This is a genomic window from Terrisporobacter vanillatitrophus (genome assembly GCF_051148895.1).
GTDB classification, from domain to species: domain Bacteria; phylum Bacillota; class Clostridia; order Peptostreptococcales; family Peptostreptococcaceae; genus Terrisporobacter; species Terrisporobacter vanillatitrophus.
This window is the reverse complement of record NZ_CP154625.1, coordinates 3,673,413-3,693,411: the sequence shown is the minus strand read 5'-3', so window position 1 is coordinate 3,693,411 and position 19,999 is coordinate 3,673,413. Positions and strand designations below refer to the sequence as shown.

The window sequence follows — 19,999 nt, the reverse complement described above, 5'->3', positions numbered from 1 at the left end:
TCCTAAAATGAGTTATAACATAGCAGTAGCAGGAAAAGGTGGAACTGGTAAAACAAGTCTTACAGGGCTTTTAATAGACATATTATTAAAAGAAAATAAAAAACCAATTCTAGTAGTTGATGCTGATGCCAATGCTAATATTAATGAAGTGTTAGGTGTTGAAGTTGAGGAAACTATAGGTCAAATTAGAGAAGAAGCTAATATGACAGAAAAAAGAGGAGATTCATTTCCTGGAGGTATGACAAAAGCTCAGTTTTTACAATGGAAATTAAATTCTATATTAGTAGAAGGAAACGGATATGACTTGATAGTAATGGGTAGATCTGAAGGCGAAGGCTGTTACTGCTTCGTAAATGGAATACTAAGAGAACAAGTTAAACAGATTTCTGGCCAGTACAATTATGTTATTACTGATAATGAAGCAGGTATGGAACATTTAAGTAGAAAAACAACTAAACATATAGACACTTTGTTATTAGTTAGTGACTGTTCAAGAAGAAGTATCCAAGCTGTTGCAAGAATTAGAGACTTAGCTATTGAATTAAGCTTAAGTGTTGGAAAGGTTTATCTTATAGTAAATAAAGCACCAGATGGTATATTAAATGATGGTGTAAAAGAAGAAATTAATAAGCATAATTTAGACCTTCTAGGTGTTGTACCTTTAGATGAATTAATATATAAATATGATTCAGATGGAATTCCATTAGTGAAATTACCAAAAGAATCAAAATCTAGATTAGCCATGGAAGAAATAGTGGCAAAATTAGAATTAAAATAGGCTTAAGGGGGAAAAAAATATGGCATTTAAAATGTCTGTTCAAAAGAGTTCTGGAAAAGTAAGTGAAGTAGTAATAGGAACAGGAGAAAAAGCTATAAAACTAGGTGGAGAGAATGTATTACCATTCTATAGCTTTGATGGTGATACAGGTAATGTTCAAAAAGTAGGGATAGAAATAAATGATGTATATCCAGATACTTGGATTGATAGTTACAAAGAAATGTACAAAGATGTAGCAAATGACCCTGCTGCTTGGGCAAAATATGTTCAAGATAATACAGAAGCAGATTTTGTATGCTTAAGATTTGTAGGAGCTGATCCTAATACTGATGATAAATCTCCTGAAGAATGTGCAGAAGTAGCTAAAAAAGTTGCTGATGCAATAGATTTACCTTTAGTAGTTGCAGGATGTGGAGTTTCTGAAAAAGATGGTAAATTATTTGCTAAAGTTGCAGAAGCTTTAGAAGGTAAAAATGTTTTAATATTATCTGCAGTTGAAGATAACTACAAAGAAGTAGGTGCTGCTGCAGGATTAGCATATAATCAAAAAGTTGGAGCAGAATCAGCTGTTGATATAAACTTAGCTAAACAAATGAATGTTTTGTTAACTCAATTAGGTGTTAAACCTGAAAATATAGTTATGAACATTGGGTGTTCAGCTGTTGGATATGGATATGAGTATGTTGCATCTACAATGGATAGAATAAGACTTGCTGCTTTCAATCAAAATGATAAGCAATTACAAATACCAATAGTTACACCAGTTTCTTTTGAAGTTGGTCATGTTAAAGAAGCTATAGCTGATGAAGCAGATCAACCAGAATGGGGATGCAGTGAAAAGAGAAGTATAGCAATGGAAGTTTCTACTGCAACAGCTGTTTTAGTAGGCGGATCTGATGCTGTAATACTTCGTCATCCAGAATCAGTAAAAACTATAAAATCACTTATAAGCGAGTTAGCTTAATAATATTTGTAAGGTTAGGGGGATAAAATAATGGCACTAAAAGCTTTAGATATATTTAAATTAACACCAAAGAAAAACTGTAAAGAATGTGGATTTCCAACTTGTATGGCTTTCTCTATGAAGGTTGCTGGGGGAGCGGTTGAAGTTGAAAAATGTCCACACATGTCTGATGAAGCAATACAAAAATTATCAGAGGCTACTGCACCTCCAATGAAAACTTTAAAAGTTGGAGCTGGAGAAAATGAGTATACTCTAGGTGGAGAAACTGTATTATTTAGACATGAAAAAACTTTAGTAAGTAAAAATAGATATGCTGTAGCATTCTGCGATTGTATGACTGAAGAACAAGTAGATGCTAAAATAGCTAATATAAAAGCTGTAGAATATGAAAGAATCGGAGAAATAATGAAGGCTGAATTTGCTTGCGTTACATATAGCGGAAACAAAGAAAACTTCTTAAATGTAATTAAAAAATTAAAAGATCAAACTAAAGTTGCCTTCATCTTAAATGTAGATGATGCAGAAGTAGCAAAAGAAGCAGTTGCAGAACTTGCTGGATTAAACCCAGTAGTAGTTGGAGCAACTAAAGATAACTACGAAGCTATGATAGATGTAGTTAAAGGTGACAACCTAGCATTAGGTTTAAAAGCTGCTAGCTTAGAAGAGCTATATGAAACAACAGAATTAGTTCAAAAAGCTGGATATAAAGAATTAATACTTGATGTAACAGGTGAAACTGTAAAAGATACTTATGTTAATGCAGTTCAAGTAAGAAGAATAGCATTAAAAGAACAAGATAGAACTTTTGGATACCCATCTATAGTATTCGTAAATAAATTAGCTAATGGAGATGACATGATGGAAGTTGCATTATCATCTACATTTACAGTTAAATATGGTTCTATAATAGTAATAGATGACATAAATTATGCAAAAGCATTACCATTATATGCTTTAAGACAAAACTTATTTACTGACCCTCAAAAACCAATGAGAGTTGAAACTAAAGTTTATCCAATAAATAACCCAGATGAAAATTCTCCAGTTTTAGTAACTGTTGACTTTGCATTAACTTACTTCGTAGTAACTGGTGAACTTGAAAGATCTAAAGTTCCTTGTTGGTTAGTAATACCAGATGCTGGTGGATATTCAGTTCTTACTTCTTGGGCTGCTGGTAAATTTGGTGGTAGTGTAATAGGTAACTTTGTTAAAGAATGCGGTATAGCTGATATGACTAAGAGTAGAGATTTAATCATACCAGGTAAAGTTGCTGTTATACAAGCAGATGTACAAGATAACTTACCAGATTGGAATGTTATAGTTGGTACTCCAGAAGCTATGGAACTTCCAAAATTCTTAAAAGAGAAATATGGAAAATAGATAAAGTTTTATTTTATTAATAAAATCATATAAACATATAAAATCTAAGGGGGATAAATTAATATGGAAAAATTTATGATTATAGGTGAAAGAATTCACTGTATAGCACCACCAATAAGAAAAGCTATAGCTGAAAGAAATCCAGAGCCAATAATAAAAAGAGCTATAGAGCAATTAGATGCAGGAGCTCATGTTATAGATTTTAACATAGGACCAGCTGAAAGAGATGGAGCTGAAATAATGGAGTGGGGAGTTAAGTTACTTCAAAGTGAATTAAATAACGTTCCATTAGCTTTAGATACAGCTAACGTTGCAGCTTTAGAAGCTGGATTAAAAGTATATGATAGAACTCATGGAAAACCAATCATAAACTCTGCAGATGCTGGAGATAGAATGCATTTAATGGAAGTAGCTGGAGAATATGATGCAGCTATAATAGCATTATGTGCTAAAGAAGGTATACCAGCTGATAATGAGCAACGTATGGGATTCTGTACTGAGCTAATAGAAGCAGCTGCTATGGCTGGAATAGATCCAGAAACAGATGTATACTTCGACCCACTTTGTTTAGTTATAAAAGGAATGCAAGATAAACAAATGGATGTACTAGAAGCTATAAGACAAATGACTGAAATGGGATTAAAAACTACTGGTGGATTATCAAATGTTTCTAATGGTTGTCCAAAACATATAAGACCAATATTAGATAGTAACTGGTTAGCAATGGCTATGGCTAATGGATTCTCTTCTGCAATAGTTAACCCATTAGATGAGATATTAATGCAAACTATAAAATCTTGTGATATAATCAGAAACTCAAACTTATATGCAGACTCTTTCTTAGAAGTAAAAGATTTAGCTTTTGATTATAAAGGATAATAAAAATTAGAATTTTAAAATTAGAATTTTAAATTTGAATTAGGTTTTAATGGCTAAGCGTTAAAAATTAATGCTTAGCCTAAATATAAACATATAATTCATAAAAGGGGGAAGTAAAAGTGAATTTATATAACATAATCTACACAGGTGCAAAACAAGCATATGATGCAGCAAACGGAGCACTTACAGCTGCAATAGCAGAAAAAGGTAAAGAATGTCCGGTGGCATTCCCAGATACAGCATATTCTCTTCCATGCATATATGCTGCAACAGGCCAAAAAATGGCTACTTTAGGAGATTTAGAAGGTGCTTTAGCAATAGTAAAATCTTTAATAGTAGAAAAACCATTACTAGAAACAGCTTTAAATGCTGGTTTAGCTACAGCTTTAGCTGCTGAAATAGTTGAAGCAGTTAAATATGCTTTAAACCCAACTCCATATGAAGCTCCATGTGCAGGACACGTAGTTGACCCTATAATCAGATCTCTAGGTGTACCACTAGTTACTGGAGATATACCTGGTGTTGCAGTTGTTCTTGGTGAATGCCCAGACTCTGAAACATTAGCAAAAGTAGTTAAAGATTACCAATCTAAAGGTTTATTAACTTTCCTAGTTGGAAAAGTTATAGATCAAGCTATAGAAGCTGGAGTAAAAATGAGTGTAGAACTTCGTGTTATACCTCTAGGATATGACGTAACATCAGTTATCCACGTTGTTTCTGTTGCTATAAGAGCTGCATTAATATTCGGTGCTGTTCCTCCAGGAGATTTAAATCAATTATTAGAATATACAGCTAAGAGAGTTCCTGCATTTGTTAATGCATTTGGACCACTTAGTGAATTAATAGTTGCTTGTGGTGCTGGAGCTATAGCTCTTGGATTCCCAGTTATAACTGACCAAGTTGTTACAGAAGTTCCTTGCAACTTATTAACTCAAAGAGATTATGATAAATTTGTTGCTACTTCATTAGAAGCTAGAAACATAAAAATAAAAGTTACTGAAATACCTATACCAGTTGGATTCGCTGCAGCTTTCGAAGGTGAAAGAATAAGAAAAGCTGAAATGGCTTACGAATTCGGTGGAAATAAAACTCCTGCTTGGGAATTAGTTACAGCTAAATCTATGGCAGAAATAGAAGACCATAAAATAGAAGTTATAGGTGAAAATATAGATATAGCTAAATTAGCAGATGGTATTACTAGATTACCACTTGCTATAGTAGTTAATGTTGCTGGTAAAGCAATGCAAGAAGACTTCGAACCAGTTCTTGAAAGAAGATTCCACTACTTCATGAACTACATAGAAGGATTAATGCATGTAGGTCAAAGAGATATGTCTTGGGTAAGAATATCTAAAGACGCTGTTGAAAAAGGATTTACTCTTGAGCATATAGGTGAAGTTATGTATGCTATGATGAAAGATGAGTTCGAAGCTGTTGTTGATAAATGTGAAGTTACTATAATCACTGATGAAACAATAGTTAATGAAAGAAAAGCTGAAGCTTTAGCTAAATATGAATCTAGAGATGATAGATTGGCATCACTTGTTGATGAAAGTGTTGAAGATTTCTATTCTTGTAACATGTGTCAATCATTTGCTCCAGCTCACGTTTGTGTAGTTACTCCTGAAAGATTAGGACTTTGTGGAGCAGTTTCTTGGTTAGATGCTAAGGCTACTAAAGAACTTAACCCAACAGGACCTTGTCAACCAATAGCTAAAGGTGATTGTATAGATGATAAGAAGGGTATTTGGGAATCAGTTAATGAAACTGTAAATGAAATATCTCAAGGTGCAGTTGAAAAAGTTACTCTTTACTCTATAATGGAAGATCCTATGACTTCTTGTGGATGCTTCGAATGTATATGTGGTATTATGCCAGAAGCTAATGGATTAGTTATAGTAAATAGAGAGTTCCCAGGAATAACTCCTGTTGGTATGACTTTCGGTGAACTTGCATCTATGACTGGTGGTGGAGTTCAAACTCCAGGATTCATGGGTCATGGTAGACATTTCATATCTTCTAAGAAATTTGCTTACACTGAAGGTGGACCAGAAAGAATAGTTTGGATGCCAAAAGAATTAAAGGATTTTGTAGCTGATAAATTAAATCAAACAGTTAAAGAAATGGCTGGAATAGAAAACTTCAGCGAAATGATCTGTGATGAAACAATAGCTGATGATTCTGAAGGAGTTTGCGCATTCCTTGAGGAAAAAGGACATCCAGCATTATCTATGGATCCAATAATGTAATTTAAATAAAAATATTAGGGGAGAAAAAATATATGAGTACAGTAGCAGGATTAAAATATTCTCCAAAACATACTTGGGTAAAAGTTGAAGGAGAGTTTGCATTTGTTGGAGTAAGTGACTTTGCTCAAGAGCAATTGGGAGAAGTTTTATTCGTTGAAATGCCAGAAATAGATGATGAATTAACAAAAGATGAATCTTTTGGTGTTATAGAATCATCTAAAGTAGCTTCTGATTTAATAGCTCCAGTTTCAGGAGTAGTAGTTGAAATAAACGAAGATAAATTAGAAGATGAACCTGAGTATGTAAATGAAGCTCCATATGATGCTTGGATATGTAAAGTAAAAATGTCAGATACATCTGAATTAGATACTTTATTAAGTGGAGAAGAATACGAAAAAGGTTTAGAATAAGAATTAGTAAGGTAATTTGAACTAAAAAGAAAGCGTAGTAAATTTAATAGAATTAAGTTTACTATGCTTTTTTAAGTATATTAAATTAAAATAATAATAAAAGGGTATTTTATACGTGTTTTAATAATATATGAGGTTGAGTGATTATAAAAATTAATTTATTGGGGTGAGATAGAATGGCTAAAGTTTTTTTTAAATCACATAACAAGGAAGTAGAATGTGAACTTGGAGAAAAATTACTAGATGTAGCGAGAAAAGCAGATATTTTTATAGATGCACCTTGCAATGGAACTAAATCATGCGGAAAGTGTAAAGTGAAGTTATTAGAGGGAAAATGTGATACAGAAAAGACAGTACATATTAGTGATGAAGAATGGAAAAAAGGATATATTTTAGCTTGTGCAACTGAAGTAACTGGAGATATTGTTATAGATGTTCCATCTAAACTTTCATCTTCAATGCATGGAATGAAAATAGAGGGTACAGGTAAAAAAGTAGATAAAAAATTATTTGATAGAGCTAGAGGCATAATAGAAGAAAATGAATTTTCTTATAGTACTAATGTGGAGAAAAAATATATTGAATTAGATGAACCATCATTAGATGATAATATAAGTGATGTAGATAGATTAGATAGACAAGTAAGACAAGATTTGGGTATTGATGGAATAGATTTTAGACTAGATATATTAAAAAAGCTGCCATTAGTATTAAGAGAAGAGAATTTTAAAATAACTTTAACTTATGTTAAAAAGAAAAATAAGATTACAATATTAAATGTAGAACCAGGTAATAAAGAGGGAGAACTATATGGATTAGCTATAGATATAGGGACAACATCTGTAGTTGTTGCTTTAGTAAATTTAATTACTAATGAAGTTGTAGAAAAGGCATCTTCAGGAAATGCGCAAATAAAATATGGTGCTGATGTAATTAATAGAATTGTATTTGCTGTTAGAAAAAACAATTTAGAAATTATGAGGAAGTCAATTATAGATGATACTCTAAATCCATTAATTGAATCTCTATATACAAGTACAGGTATAAATAAAAACAACGTAGTAAGAGTTGTATTATCTGGTAATACAACAATGTCTACTCTTTTCCTAGGCATATATCCTGATTATTTAAGATTAGAACCATATATTCCACCATACTTAAAATCACCAAATTTAATGGGTGAAGATGTGGGACTAAATGTTAATAAAAGTGCTTTAATATACTTAGCACCAAACGTGGCAAGTTATGTAGGTGGAGATATAACTGCAGGTGTATTATCAGCAGGAATATGGGCTAGCGAAGAAAATACATTATTCATAGACTTAGGTACTAATGGAGAAATTGTATTTGGAAATAAAGACTTTATGATGTGTTGTGCATGCTCCGCAGGACCAGCTTTTGAAGGTGGAGGAATTAGTTGTGGCATGAGAGCATCAGATGGAGCAATAGAAAAAGTTAGTATAGACGAAAGTACTTTAGAACCTGAATTAACAATAATAGGCGAATGTGCACCTATAGGAATTTGTGGTTCGGGTATAATAGATTTAATATGTCAAATGCTACTTAAAGGCATAATTGATAGAAGAGGAAAAATAAAAAGAGAATTAGATAATAAAAGAGTTAGATTTAATGAACATGATATAGGTGAATATATCTTGGCATTTAAAGAAGACTATGAAGGTCTAGAAAATGACTTGTTTATTAATGAAGTGGATATTGATAATTTTATTAGAACAAAAGGTGCTATATATTCAGGTGCATCAGTGCTTGTAGAAAGTTTAGGTATGGACTTTGAAGTAATTGATAATGTTTATATAGCAGGAGGAATAGGAAATAATCTTGATATTGAAAACTCAATCTTAATAGGTCTACTTCCAGATGTTGAAAGAAGTAAGTTTAAGTATATAGGAAATAGTTCATTAGTTGGATCATACTTAAGCTTAATAAGTTCAGATGCTAGACATAAATTAGAAGAAATAGCATCTCAAATGACATATGTAGAGTTAAGTGTATATCCTACATATATGGATGAATTTGTATCAGCATGTTTCTTGCCACATACTAATATAGATCAATTCCCAACAGTAAAAGAAATTTTAGAGTAAAAATGATAATTAAGACCATGAAGGTTTTATATGTATTTATTGATATATATAAACATCATGGTTTTTTATATTTTAGGGGATAGAATGATAGGGTTACATTAACAGAGGGATGATAAAATATATATCTAATTTAGAAGAATACAATACAAAAACAAAGTTTTTTTGCAATACTTTTTATTGTAAGAAATAAATTGTACTTAAGTGTTTGACTTGCAAATAATATGAGTATATACTTATATTAATAGAAAAATTTGTAAGTGAAATCATGAAGGTTTCTTATGGTATTGTAATGCCTTTAGAAATCTTTTTTTTGATTAGATTTATATAATAAAGGGGGATTTTTATATGTGTGAATCATCTGCATTTGTATTAGGAAAAGATAATAAATTGGAAAAAGTAATGGAAAATGTGGTAAATGTAGATCCAACTGAAGGAAAGGTTTATTTAACAGACTTGTTAGGAGAACAAAAAATAGTTGATGGTTTTATTAAAGAAATAAGATTAATGGACCATAAAATAATTTTAGCAGAAGAATAAAAATAAAATTAGAGGTAGGTAAAATATGATAATTGCAGTAATAGACGGAATGGGTGGCGGTATAGGAGCTCAAGTTGTTAGTGCACTAAGAGAAGAATTACCATCATATATGGAAATATATGCATTAGGTACAAATTCAATAGCTACAAGTGCTATGATGAAGGCTCGTGCTAACAAAGGTGCGACGGGAGAAAATGCCATAGTAGTATCTTCAAAAAAAGCCAATATAATTGTTTCGCCTATTTCGATTGTAATGCCAAATACTATGATGGGAGAAGTAACAAGCACCATAAGTGAGGCCGTATGTGATAGCGAAGCATTTAAAATATTATTACCAATAATGCCAGAAAATTTTGAAGTAATAGGTATAGAAGGTAAGCCATTATCATTATTAATTAAAGACACAATCAAAATAATAAAAAGAGAATTTAATATAAAATAAGGGGGAGTTTAAAATGTTTAATAAAACTGTAGCTTTATATCACGAAGGTCATCATCATGATCACGATCATGTACATGCTGAATGTGGGTGTGGAGGAAACTGTCATAATCACGAGGGAGAAGAAGTAAGCAAGGATGAAAAAACTTTAAACATTTTATTAGTACACTGGGTTAATCATAATCAATCTCATGAAGAAGGTTTTAGAGAATGGGTAAACAAAGCAAAAGAGATGGGCAAAGAAGAAGCTGCTGAGTATATAGAAAAAGCAATAGCATGTATGCAACAAGCTAATGAAATGTTATTAGAAGCTAAAAAAAATATGTAGTTATTTAAGATAAAAAGCAAAGAATATGAAAATTTTCTTTGCTTTTGTTAATAATATAATTGAATATTAAGAACAAATAATATTTAATAAATACTAATAGTTGACAAAAATGTTTTTATATATTATAATAAAATAGTATTGGAGAAGTACTCAAGTGGCTCAAGAGGATCCCCTGCTAAGGGATTAGGCTGGATTAAACCGGTGCGAGGGTTCGAATCCCTCCTTCTCCGCCAATCAAAAGACTATGGAATTTATTCCATAGTCTTTTTTTTAAGTAAATTTATTATTTGCAAAAACTTGTATTCTATTATGTTATATTAAATTAATATATATAAGATTTTTATCAATTGGTTGTAATTTTAATGAAATATGTTTAAAATTAGATTTGAAAGGAGATATTATGGAGGCAAAGAAAGACAGAGTATATAATATGTTAAAACGACTTGAAAATCTAAAATACAGATTAATTATGGATTCTTTATTAGTAGGTATAGTAGTAGGCTTAGTTATTGTAATACATAGAATAATATTGATGAAAATAAGTCCAATGTTTATAAGTATGTATAATAAAGCTACAGAAAATATGATATTAATACCTATTGTATTTTTATTTTTAATTTTTCTAGGATTTATAGTTGGTAAAATGACAAAAAAAGAGCCTATGATAAGCGGTAGTGGTATTCCTCAAGTTGAGGGAATATTAACTAGAAACTTAAAACAAAATTGGTTTAATGTATTAATTTATAAGTTTATAGGCGGATTGATTTGTTTAGGAGCAGGACTTTCTCTTGGAAGGGAAGGCCCATCGGTACAAATGGGAGCTTGTATTGGTGAGGGAATTTCTGAGAAAAGTAATAAATTAGAAAATGAAAAGAAGTATTTAATTACAAGTGGAGCCAGCGCAGGCCTTTCTGCAGCGTTTAATGCTCCCATATCAGGTGTAATGTTTTCTTTGGAGGAAACTCATAAAAACTTTTCCCCGTTAGTACTATTATCAGCAATGATAGCATCTTTGACTGCTGATTTTATTTCAAAAAATTTCTTTGGTATGACACCATCCTTACATTTTTCAAGATTAAACTCTTTACCTTTAAAATATTACTGGGGTCTTATAATACTTGGTATAGTTATAGGTGTTAGCGGAGTTATATTCAGTAGTGGTCTTTTAAAAACTCAGGATTTATATAAAAAGTTAAATGCATCTGTAGAGATTAAATGTATTATTCCTTTTGTAATGACAGGAATAATAGGAATGATATGTCCTATAGTTTTAGGCGGTGGACATGATTTAATCATGAGCTTAAAAGAAAGTCAATTTACTTTAATATTATTATTTTCATTAATAATATTAAAATTCTTATTTACCTTTGTTAGTTTTGGCTCAGGAGTTCCAGGAGGAATATTTTTCCCATTATTAGTTTTAGGAGCTTTAGTGGGTAATTTTGTTGGACTTATATATGTGAAATATTTGGGAATACCATCGATTTATTTAGTTAATTTTATCGTTCTTGCAATGGCAGGACATTTTGCATCAATAGTAAAAGCACCTATTACAGCCATATTGCTAATTTCTGAAATGACAGGTTCATTAAATCATTTGCTATCTTTAGCAGTAGTTGTAATAGTATCGCAATTAACTTCAGATATCTTAAACTCTGAACCGATTTATGAAAGCTTATTGAGTCGAATTTTAGCTAAAGGAACTAATAAATATGAAGGTAGAGCAGGAAAGAAAACATTAATAGAAACAGCAGTACAAATATATAGTGAATTAGATAATAAAGAAATAAAAGATATAGATTGGCCTGAAAATTGTTTAGTTGTATCAATACACAGAGGTGAAAAAGAAATTTTACCAAGGGGAGATACAAAAATTTATGCAGGAGATTTATTAGTAATAATGACTAATGAAGATAGCGCTTCATGTATGCTGGAAGATATATCTGAAATGGCATCTACAGTTTAATAAATAATTAAAAATTAGAATTAAGGAGTTATTTAGTGAACAATTTAATATTGACTAAATAGCTTCTTTTTGAGTTTTAATATAGTATGCTATAATTGACTGCGAATAACGGATACTCGTAAGCTGAAAGGGAGAATAGTTGTGAATAAAAATATAAAATTACTTATAGTACTAAGTATTCCAATAACACTAGTGTTATCTCAATGGGGATTAAGCTTTTCTTCAGTATTTATAATTGTATCAGTAATACTTATATACTTACTAATAAGTGCTAAAAATATTGCTTATAAAAATAAACATACAAAAGTAATATACAAAATTTATAAAACAGTAATGATACTATTTATAACATCATTTATTTTATTGCAAGGTGCAATTATTATCAATATGTACAAAACTAAGGATGTAAGTTCTATAAATCCTATGGATACTATGATAGTTTTAGGAGCTAAAGTAAATAAAGATGGCGTGTCTAAGACTCTAAAACAAAGATTAGACAAAGCAATTGAGTACTACAATCAAAATAAAAATATAAATATAATTGTATCTGGTGGGCAAGGTAAAGACGAGGTAATTACTGAAGCATCAGCAATGAAAAGTTATCTTGTTAAAAATGGAGTAGATGAAGACCATATAATATTAGAAAATAAAGCAACTACAACTTTAGAAAATATAATGTTTAGTAAAGAGATAATGAAAGATTTAAACTTAGAAAATAAAGCTTTGATTGTAACTAGCGATTATCATTTGTTTAGAGGAAGATTTATAGCTAGTATTTTGGGAATGGATAATGAGGGTCTATGTTCAATAAGTAGCTTGTCTAGTAAGGTATATTATATGATAAGGGAGTATCCAACCAGTATTATAGATTTTTATAGAAGTATAAAAATTAGCCTTTTTAGTTAAATTAAAAAGCTATATATCTAGAAAAGTAATCTAGTTATATAGCTTTTTATGTTCAATAATTTAAATATTACAAAGTTCTTTTTTCATTATAAAATTACATAAAGAATAAATATTTGCGTCTAGAATATTATCGTTAAACTTAAGAGGAATAATTTTCGATAAATTATAAAATAATATGGTATTTTTATCTTTATCTATACCTTTATTGATATTTATTTCCAAAGAAATATTATTATCTTGGCAGATTATAGAATAATTGTCGTTATAAATTGAAATATTGTTGTACTCCCCAGTAAAAATAAAATAATTCATACATAATTTTTTAGCATTTATTTTATAGTTTAAAGGAAAAACTTTAAAATTATAATTGATTCCGTTTAGTTCCAATAAATCTAACTTTTCCCCTACTAAATCTTTAATATTTATAAGTTTACTTAAATTATAAATATCTTCGTAATTATGTAAAAGAATAGTATCCATAATTCTATAATCTTTGCTTTCAACAAATTTTTTATATAATTTTACACTTTCGCCACCATCTATAACATCATCTCTATGAATATCAAAGTATGTTTCAACTGAGCTTAAACTACAATCTTCCAAACCTAGAGGAGACTTAAATGATTTAATAAACCTAAAAATATCAAAGTTATCTTCTTTATCTAAATTAAAATTAATATGGTGTTTTTTTAATCTATAATTTACAAATCCTATATCAAAACTTAGACCATTATAAGTTACATGCCTTTTGAAACGTTTAATACTATCAATAAAAGCCATAAGTAATTCTTTTTCTTCGTCCTCATTTTCTGCAAAAAATTGTTTAATAACAGTCTTATCTTGGCAATTATATAAAATACCGATTAAAATAACCTTGCAAAATTTTGGGCTTAGTCCAGTAGTTTCGATGTCGAATATAAAGGTGTCACTATTCATGTTTAATTTTTCATCTATTAATATTTTTTCTATAATCTTCATGATATTTCTCCTTTTTTCAATTTTGTACTATAATAGACGTTGAATAAATTAATTTAATCATATATTAAATAGAAATGATAGTAAATGTAATTTTATAAATAAATAGACAAATACTTCAAGGTGGGAAAAGATGATTGATAAAGATAAATTAAACGAAAATCAAAGAAAAGCAGTGGAGCATGTGGATGGACCATGCATGGTGTTGGCTGGGCCTGGGTCAGGTAAAACAAGAGTTATAACTTATAGAATCGCAAATATGATAATGAATAATAATATTCCGCCAACAAGAATATTAGCAATAAGTTTCACAAAGAACTCTTCTATGGAAATGAGAAATAGAGCTCTTCAAATTTGTAAGGATAGCAGAATAAATAAAGTTACTTTTGGAACATTTCATGCTGTTTTTTATAAAATTTTAAGGTATTTTGGAAAATACGAAATGAATAGTATTCTTGATGAAAAAACAAAAAGAAATACTATTAAAGGAATACTGAAAAACTTAAAAGTAGAAAATGGTGAAGATGATGAAACGGTGGGACAAGTTATAAATGAAATTTCTTATGTTAAAAATGAGCTCATGGATAAACAAGATTTTGAATCAGAAATTTTAACAAAAGATGAATTTATAAATACTTACAATATGTACGAAGAATATAAGGAACAAGTTAAAAAGATAGACTTTGATGATATGTTACTTAGAACATACTATTTGTTGAGTCAAAATGAACAGGCTTTAGATATGGTTAGACAAGTTTATAAATATATTTTAGTAGATGAATTTCAGGATATAAATAGAGTGCAATTTGAAGTACTAAAACTAATGTCAAATCCAAATAACAATATATTTGTTGTAGGAGATGAAGATCAAAGTATCTATGGATTTAGAGGATCTAGACCTGACTTTTTATTACAGTTTGAAGAGCATTTTAAAGGAACAGACAAGATTCTACTAGATATTAATTACAGATCTAAAAAAGAAATAATAGATGTATCTAATAAATTAATAGAAAAAAATGTTAGTAGATATGATAAAACTATAAAATGTCATCAAGGTGAAGGTGCAATAGTAAATTGTATTAGGCCAAAGGACTCAGAAGATGAGGCAATTCAAATTGGAAAAGACATTTTAGAAGAGATTAAAAAGGATTATGTAGAATATAGTGATTTTGCAGTGATTTACAGGACAAATATTCAATCTAGGGCTCTTGTAGATGTGTTTATGGATATGAGAATACCTTTCACAATAAAAGACTCTATAGTGACAATATACGACCACTGGGCAGCAAGAGATATACTGTCTTACTTAAAAATTGCTGTAAAACAACATAGTAATGAGGATTGGATAAGAATCATTAATAAACCTTTTAGATATATATCTAGGGATAATTTAAATCAAATTAAGGAAGATAAAGACTTTGTAAATGCTTTAATAACAAAGTGCAATCTTCATCCAAAGCAAGTGAAAACTATAAATGATTTGGATATTGATATAAGCTATTTGAAACATCAATGTCCACAAGATGCCATATCATATATAAGAACAACTTTAGATTATGATAAGTATATTTTAGATTATTGCATGAATAGAAAAATAAAGACAAATGGATTAATAGAAATTTTGAATGAGATAGAAAGTTCTGCGTCTAACTTTGAAACTATTGAAGAATATTTAGATCATATAGAAAAAGTTAAGACAGAATTGGAGCAAAATCAGTATAAAAAGGAATTAGATGGAGTAGTATTTACTACTATGCATAGTGCTAAGGGACTAGAGTTCAGATATGTTTATATTATAGGAATTAATGAAGGAACAATTCCCCATGAAAAGTCTTACGATATTGATGATGATGAGAAAAAAGCTGAACAAATAGAAGAAGAAAGAAGACTTATGTATGTAGGTATGACTCGTGCAGAAGAAAGTTTAACCTTAAGTTCTCCCATAAATAAATATGGGAAAAAAGCGTATGAATCAAGATTTTTGAATGATATAAAAAATCCCACAAAAGAAGATATGAAAAGTGTTAAAATTGGGGATAAACTTTATCACAAAAGTTTTGGAAATGGAAGAATTGTGGGTAAAGATGGGGATATGGTACAAGTTAAATTTAAAAATGAAGAAAAAACATTAGATTACAAACTATGTATGAGAAATGATATTATGAAAAAGTTATAAATAAAATATAAACAAAAATTAAAAAATTCTGAAATTTGGTGTTGACAAAGATAAATTATCTAACTATAATTAGATTAATAATTTGAAAAAGAAAATTCTATGAAAAAGAGAGTAGCTTAAATGGAGTTCCAGCGAGTTAGGGTATGGTGTGAGCCTAATAATAAAGTTTAGAGTGAAGAGAGCTTTGGAGAAGATTATCAGAACTTAAGTATGATAATAGGTAGCGCCTGCCTTAAAGGTTTGAGTGGATAGACAAGTGCACTGTCTATCAACAAGAGTGGTAACGCGGTTAATTCGTCTCTTAGTCATTATGACTAAGGGACTTTTTTGATTTAAAAAAAGAAATTATTATAATGTAAAAGTATAAAAGGAGGATATTCAAATGAAAGGATTAAAGAAAATTTTAGGTTTAACGTTAGCTGCAATGATGACTATGTCATTAGTAGGATGCTCTTCAGGTGGAAATAAAGGTGGAGATAGTGAAGCAGCAGATAAACTTCAACAAGTTAAGGATGCAGGAAAATTAATAGTCGGAACAAGTGCAGATTATGCTCCATATGAATTTAAGAAAACAGTTGATGGAGAAGAAAAAATTGTAGGATTTGATGATTTTATGGTTCAAGAAATTGCAAGTGATTTGGGAGTAGAGGTTCAATATGAAGATATGGACTTTGATAGTTTAATAGCGGCATTACAATCAGGAAAAGTGGATATAGTATTATCAGGTATGACTCCAAATGAAGAGAGAAAACAAGCAGTTGATTTCTCTGAATTATATTATACAGATAGCAATGTTTGTATAGTTGCAAAAGGAAAAGAAGATTTAGTTAAATCAGCAGATGATTTAAAAGATTTAAAGGTTGGTGTACAAAGAGGAACTACTCAAGCTGACTATGTTGTTAATAATTTAGGTATAGATAGCGCAGTTCAGCTTACTAAAATACCTGATTTAATGTTAGAACTTCAAAATGGAAAGATTGATGTAATAGTAACTGGTAAAAGTGTTGCAATGATAAATGTTCAAAAATATGAAAATGTTGCTATGGGAAAAACAACAGTTGGTGAAGAAGTAGCAGAAACTTCAGCAGCAGCTTTTAAAAAGTCTGATGACAATAAATCATTTATCGAATCAGTTAACTCAACAATAAAAAGATTACAAGATGGAAATAAAGTAGATGAATATATGTTAAAAGCAACAAAATTAGCAGAAGAAGAATAGCATTTAATAGGAGATGGGCAAATGGATTTTAGTTTTTTAAGTAAGTATTATCCTTTATTTTTAGAAGGGGCATGGGTGACTATCCAAGCCTCCATGGTTTCATTATTATTTGGTTTTATATTAGGTTTAATTATTTGTCTAATGAAAATGTCAAAAGTATCTATTTTGAAATTAATATCGACTGTATATGTAGAAGTGCTTAGAGGAACTCCTCTATTTGTTCAAGTAGTACTAGTTTATTTTGGATTATCACAATTTGGAATTAATTTTCCTGATATAGGCCCTTTCCCAGAAAAGATGGTAGCAGGTATGTTTGCATTATCTATAAACTCAGGTGCTTATGTTGCTGAAATATTAAGATCTGGAATCCAATCAGTAGATAAAGGACAAATGGAAGCTGCAAGATCTTTAGGTTTAGATTATAAAACTACTATGAGATATGTAATAGTGCCTCAGGCTATAAAAAATGTATTACCAGCCTTAGCAAATGAATTTATAACATTAGTCAAAGAGTCGGCAATAGTATCTGTTATAGGTGTACAGGAGCTTATGTTTAAGTCACTTTCAGTAAAAAATCAGACATATATAGCTTTTGAACCATTAATAGTAGCAGCACTTATATACTTTGTAATAACATTTACATTATCAAAATTAGTAGGAATACTTGAAAAGAAGTTAGCACAATCTAACTAAATCTTAGTAAGTAAGGGGAACATGAACATGATTTTTATAAAGAATTTGCATAAATCCTTTGATAAATTAAAAGTATTAAAGGGAATAGATCTTCATATAAATAAAGGTGAAATAGTAGCTATAATAGGTCCTAGTGGTTCTGGAAAAAGTACAGTACTTAGATGTATGAATTTATTAGAAACACCTACTTCTGGAGACGTGATTTTTGAAGGACAAAAAATTAATGATAAAAAAGTTAATATTGATAAAGTAAGGGAAAAAATCGGAATGGTTTTCCAAAATTTTCATTTATTTCCTCATAAAACAGTGGAAGAAAATATAACTTTAGCACCTATGAAAATAAAAAAAATAAGCAAAGAAGAAGCAAGCAAAAAAGCTCAGATACTACTAGATAGAGTTGGGCTACTGGACAAAAAAGATGCATATCCATCTCAACTATCAGGAGGACAAAAACAAAGGATAGCCATAGCAAGAGCATTAGCAATGGAACCTGATATGATGTTATTTGATGAGCCAACATCAGCACTAGATCCAGAAATGGTAAAAGAAGTTCTAGATGTTATAAAAGAGTTAGCTAATGAAGGTATGACCATGGCAATAGTTACTCACGAAATGGGATTTGCAAAAGAAGTAGCAGACAGGGTTATATTTGTAGACGATGGAAAGATAATAGAAGAGAATACACCAGAAAATGTATTTAATAATCCTGTTAATGAAAGAACAAAAGAATTTTTAGCTAAAGTTCTATAAATATATTATTACAATAAAAAAACTTCTAGAGATAATCTGGAAGTTTTTTATTGTAATAAAGTAAGGTATATAATATTACTGTAATTCAGTTGGATAATACTAAATTTTTTTTATAAATTAAATAATCTTAATAATATATTCCTTTTTCGAAATAGTCTTTAAGTTCATCAAGATTATTAGTTTTACCTAATGCTAACATTAATTTGATTCTTGATTTATGTCCGTTTAGGTCCCCTGCGAAGATACATCCTAAATTTCTTAAATCTCTTCCTGATCCTAAATACCCATAAGAATCATACACTCTACCAGTTGAACATCTAGAAGTTATAACAACAATAACTCCTTTTTCTCTGGCATATTTAACACCTTCATACATTAATGGAGGTATATTTCCTCTTCCCATTGCTTCTATTATAATACCTTTGTATCCCATATCTACAGCGTGATTTATAAAAGTGTAATCCATTCCTATCCCTGATTTAAATAGAGCAACTTTAGTTTCTACTTTATCAGTATCAATAAAAGTTCTAGATGCTACATTTTTAAATAGTAAAAGTTCATTACTATCAACTATACCTAAAGAGCCCTTGCCAGGTGATTGGAATGTATTTAGAGACATAGTGTCTGTTTTAGTCGCTTCAGATGCTAATAACACTTCGTTGTTTAATACAACAAGAACGCCTTTATTTTTCGCATTTTCTGATATGGCAACACAAATAGCTGATGATAAATTGTTTGATCCATCATACCCAAGTTCAGAACTACTTCTCATAGCTCCTGTAACTATAACAGGTTTTTCATGATTTATTATTAAATCTAAGAAAAAAGCGGATTCTTCTAGACTATCAGTACCGTGAGTTATTACAACACCACATATATCTTCTCTGTTTAATAATTCTAAAATGGCAGATTTTAATTGAATTAGTTTCTCCGGTGTCATATGAGGTCCTGGAATTTCATCAAAGTCTTTTATTTCAAAATCGGCAACATCTTTCACGTTAGTTGCCATAGACATTATTTGTTCTCCTGATAAAGATGGAACATTTGCACCAATTTCTTTATCTATTGTCATAGATATAGTTCCACCAGTAAATAGGATACCTACCTTTTTTTTAGTAGACATAATATTACCTCCTTAAATTTAAATACTACTTTAATTATAACAAAAATATAAGCTAAACATTATTGTTTTTAAAGAAATTTTAGTATTTTACTTTAAAGTTAAACACAAAAAAAGAGCCGGGG

18 protein-coding genes, 1 tRNA gene and 1 other annotated feature are annotated in these 19,999 nt (G+C 29.9%); of the genes, 17 read left to right on the top strand and 2 right to left on the bottom strand.

Translation table 11 applies throughout. The annotated features are described in order from the left end of the window. Positions 1 to 7 precede the first annotated feature (7 nt). From TVTCOM_RS18075 to TVTCOM_RS18015, 13 genes are all read left to right on the top strand, one after another. The gene (locus TVTCOM_RS18075) at positions 8 to 778 is read left to right on the top strand and encodes a carbon monoxide dehydrogenase accessory protein CooC (protein WP_434797639.1); all 771 of its coding nucleotides are present in this window, start codon (positions 8 to 10) and stop codon (positions 776 to 778) included. Between the two features lie 19 nt (positions 779 to 797). Further along, on the top strand, positions 798 to 1,742 hold the full coding sequence (gene acsD / locus TVTCOM_RS18070; protein WP_434797638.1) for an acetyl-CoA decarbonylase/synthase complex subunit delta: 945 nt from the start codon (positions 798 to 800) through the stop codon (positions 1,740 to 1,742). A gap of 30 nt (positions 1,743 to 1,772) precedes the next feature. Further along, complete coding sequence (gene acsC / locus TVTCOM_RS18065; protein ID WP_434797637.1) at positions 1,773 to 3,122, top strand: acetyl-CoA decarbonylase/synthase complex subunit gamma; 1,350 nt, start codon at positions 1,773 to 1,775, stop codon at positions 3,120 to 3,122. A gap of 63 nt (positions 3,123 to 3,185) precedes the next feature. After that, the gene (gene acsE / locus TVTCOM_RS18060; protein WP_434797636.1) at positions 3,186 to 4,001 is read left to right on the top strand and encodes a carbon monoxide dehydrogenase/acetyl-CoA synthase methytransferase subunit; all 816 of its coding nucleotides are present in this window, start codon (positions 3,186 to 3,188) and stop codon (positions 3,999 to 4,001) included. A gap of 119 nt (positions 4,002 to 4,120) precedes the next feature. Next, on the top strand, positions 4,121 to 6,250 hold the full coding sequence (acsB, locus tag TVTCOM_RS18055; RefSeq protein WP_434797635.1) for an acetyl-CoA decarbonylase/synthase complex subunit alpha/beta: 2,130 nt from the start codon (positions 4,121 to 4,123) through the stop codon (positions 6,248 to 6,250). Between the two features lie 32 nt (positions 6,251 to 6,282). Continuing rightward, on the top strand, positions 6,283 to 6,660 hold the full coding sequence (gene gcvH, locus TVTCOM_RS18050) for a glycine cleavage system protein GcvH (protein WP_018592071.1): 378 nt from the start codon (positions 6,283 to 6,285) through the stop codon (positions 6,658 to 6,660). A 176-nt stretch (positions 6,661 to 6,836) separates the two neighbouring features. Next, on the top strand, positions 6,837 to 8,765 hold the full coding sequence (gene acsV / locus TVTCOM_RS18045; RefSeq protein ID WP_434797634.1) for a corrinoid activation/regeneration protein AcsV: 1,929 nt from the start codon (positions 6,837 to 6,839) through the stop codon (positions 8,763 to 8,765). Between the two features lie 345 nt (positions 8,766 to 9,110). Further along, entirely contained in the window at positions 9,111 to 9,302 is a 192-nt protein-coding gene (locus TVTCOM_RS18040; protein ID WP_434797633.1) for a CooT family nickel-binding protein, read from the top strand. Positions 9,303 to 9,327: 25 nt separating this feature from the next. Continuing rightward, positions 9,328 to 9,744 (top strand): DUF3842 family protein, encoded by a 417-nt coding sequence (locus TVTCOM_RS18035; RefSeq protein ID WP_074919937.1) that lies wholly within the window; start codon positions 9,328 to 9,330, stop codon positions 9,742 to 9,744. A gap of 13 nt (positions 9,745 to 9,757) precedes the next feature. Continuing rightward, on the top strand, positions 9,758 to 10,069 hold the full coding sequence (locus tag TVTCOM_RS18030) for a hypothetical protein (protein WP_434797632.1): 312 nt from the start codon (positions 9,758 to 9,760) through the stop codon (positions 10,067 to 10,069). 140 nt (positions 10,070 to 10,209) lie between these two features. Then, positions 10,210 to 10,302: transfer RNA gene (locus TVTCOM_RS18025), tRNA-Ser, on the top strand. 167 nt (positions 10,303 to 10,469) lie between these two features. Further along, a complete protein-coding gene (locus TVTCOM_RS18020) occupies positions 10,470 to 12,035 on the top strand; it encodes a ClC family H(+)/Cl(-) exchange transporter (RefSeq protein ID WP_434797631.1) in 1,566 nt (521 codons plus the stop codon). 141 nt (positions 12,036 to 12,176) lie between these two features. Continuing rightward, positions 12,177 to 12,941: a YdcF family protein gene (locus TVTCOM_RS18015; RefSeq protein ID WP_434797630.1), complete on the top strand. Its 765-nt coding sequence runs from the start codon at positions 12,177 to 12,179 to the stop codon at positions 12,939 to 12,941. A gap of 60 nt (positions 12,942 to 13,001) precedes the next feature. Here TVTCOM_RS18015 and TVTCOM_RS18010 read toward each other — a convergent pair whose 3' ends face one another. Beyond that, the gene (locus TVTCOM_RS18010) at positions 13,002 to 13,919 is read right to left on the bottom strand and encodes a ribonuclease H-like domain-containing protein (protein ID WP_434797629.1); all 918 of its coding nucleotides are present in this window, start codon (positions 13,917 to 13,919) and stop codon (positions 13,002 to 13,004) included. A gap of 130 nt (positions 13,920 to 14,049) precedes the next feature. Here TVTCOM_RS18010 and TVTCOM_RS18005 point away from each other — a divergent pair, with 130 nt between their 5' ends. From TVTCOM_RS18005 to TVTCOM_RS17990, 4 genes are all read left to right on the top strand, one after another. Then, positions 14,050 to 16,092, top strand: a complete 2,043-nt coding sequence (locus TVTCOM_RS18005) for an ATP-dependent helicase (protein ID WP_434797628.1) — start codon at positions 14,050 to 14,052, stop codon at positions 16,090 to 16,092. Between the two features lie 90 nt (positions 16,093 to 16,182). Then, positions 16,183 to 16,397 (top strand) — a binding site (T-box leader). Positions 16,398 to 16,474: 77 nt separating this feature from the next. After that, on the top strand, positions 16,475 to 17,311 hold the full coding sequence (locus tag TVTCOM_RS18000) for a transporter substrate-binding domain-containing protein (RefSeq protein WP_434797627.1): 837 nt from the start codon (positions 16,475 to 16,477) through the stop codon (positions 17,309 to 17,311). Positions 17,312 to 17,332: 21 nt separating this feature from the next. Beyond that, on the top strand, positions 17,333 to 18,004 hold the full coding sequence (locus TVTCOM_RS17995) for an amino acid ABC transporter permease (protein ID WP_434797626.1): 672 nt from the start codon (positions 17,333 to 17,335) through the stop codon (positions 18,002 to 18,004). Between the two features lie 27 nt (positions 18,005 to 18,031). Further along, entirely contained in the window at positions 18,032 to 18,754 is a 723-nt protein-coding gene (locus TVTCOM_RS17990; protein WP_434797625.1) for an amino acid ABC transporter ATP-binding protein, read from the top strand. A gap of 127 nt (positions 18,755 to 18,881) precedes the next feature. On the opposite strand, the gene TVTCOM_RS17985 is transcribed toward TVTCOM_RS17990, so the two are convergent. Beyond that, positions 18,882 to 19,877, bottom strand: a complete 996-nt coding sequence (locus TVTCOM_RS17985) for an asparaginase (protein WP_434797624.1) — start codon at positions 19,875 to 19,877, stop codon at positions 18,882 to 18,884. Between the last annotated feature and the right edge of the window lie 122 nt (positions 19,878 to 19,999).

What these genes read in the sequence shown, in the direction of transcription:
- TVTCOM_RS18075 (WP_434797639.1), top strand. Translation starts at nt 8, where the DNA reads ATGAGTTATAACATAGCAGTAGCAGGAAAAGGTGGAACTGGTAAAACA.
- acsD (WP_434797638.1), top strand. Translation starts at nt 798, where the DNA reads ATGGCATTTAAAATGTCTGTTCAAAAGAGTTCTGGAAAAGTAAGTGAA.
- acsC (WP_434797637.1), top strand. Translation starts at nt 1,773, where the DNA reads ATGGCACTAAAAGCTTTAGATATATTTAAATTAACACCAAAGAAAAAC.
- acsE (WP_434797636.1), top strand. Translation starts at nt 3,186, where the DNA reads ATGGAAAAATTTATGATTATAGGTGAAAGAATTCACTGTATAGCACCA.
- gcvH (WP_018592071.1), top strand. Translation starts at nt 6,283, where the DNA reads ATGAGTACAGTAGCAGGATTAAAATATTCTCCAAAACATACTTGGGTA.
- acsV (WP_434797634.1), top strand. Translation starts at nt 6,837, where the DNA reads ATGGCTAAAGTTTTTTTTAAATCACATAACAAGGAAGTAGAATGTGAA.
- TVTCOM_RS18040 (WP_434797633.1), top strand. Translation starts at nt 9,111, where the DNA reads ATGTGTGAATCATCTGCATTTGTATTAGGAAAAGATAATAAATTGGAA.
- TVTCOM_RS18035 (WP_074919937.1), top strand. Translation starts at nt 9,328, where the DNA reads ATGATAATTGCAGTAATAGACGGAATGGGTGGCGGTATAGGAGCTCAA.
- TVTCOM_RS18030 (WP_434797632.1), top strand. Translation starts at nt 9,758, where the DNA reads ATGTTTAATAAAACTGTAGCTTTATATCACGAAGGTCATCATCATGAT.
- TVTCOM_RS18020 (WP_434797631.1), top strand. Translation starts at nt 10,470, where the DNA reads ATGGAGGCAAAGAAAGACAGAGTATATAATATGTTAAAACGACTTGAA.
- TVTCOM_RS18010 (WP_434797629.1), bottom strand. Translation starts at nt 13,919, where the DNA reads ATGAAGATTATAGAAAAAATATTAATAGATGAAAAATTAAACATGAAT.
- TVTCOM_RS18005 (WP_434797628.1), top strand. Translation starts at nt 14,050, where the DNA reads ATGATTGATAAAGATAAATTAAACGAAAATCAAAGAAAAGCAGTGGAG.
- TVTCOM_RS18000 (WP_434797627.1), top strand. Translation starts at nt 16,475, where the DNA reads ATGAAAGGATTAAAGAAAATTTTAGGTTTAACGTTAGCTGCAATGATG.
- TVTCOM_RS17995 (WP_434797626.1), top strand. Translation starts at nt 17,333, where the DNA reads ATGGATTTTAGTTTTTTAAGTAAGTATTATCCTTTATTTTTAGAAGGG.
- TVTCOM_RS17990 (WP_434797625.1), top strand. Translation starts at nt 18,032, where the DNA reads ATGATTTTTATAAAGAATTTGCATAAATCCTTTGATAAATTAAAAGTA.
- TVTCOM_RS17985 (WP_434797624.1), bottom strand. Translation starts at nt 19,877, where the DNA reads ATGTCTACTAAAAAAAAGGTAGGTATCCTATTTACTGGTGGAACTATA.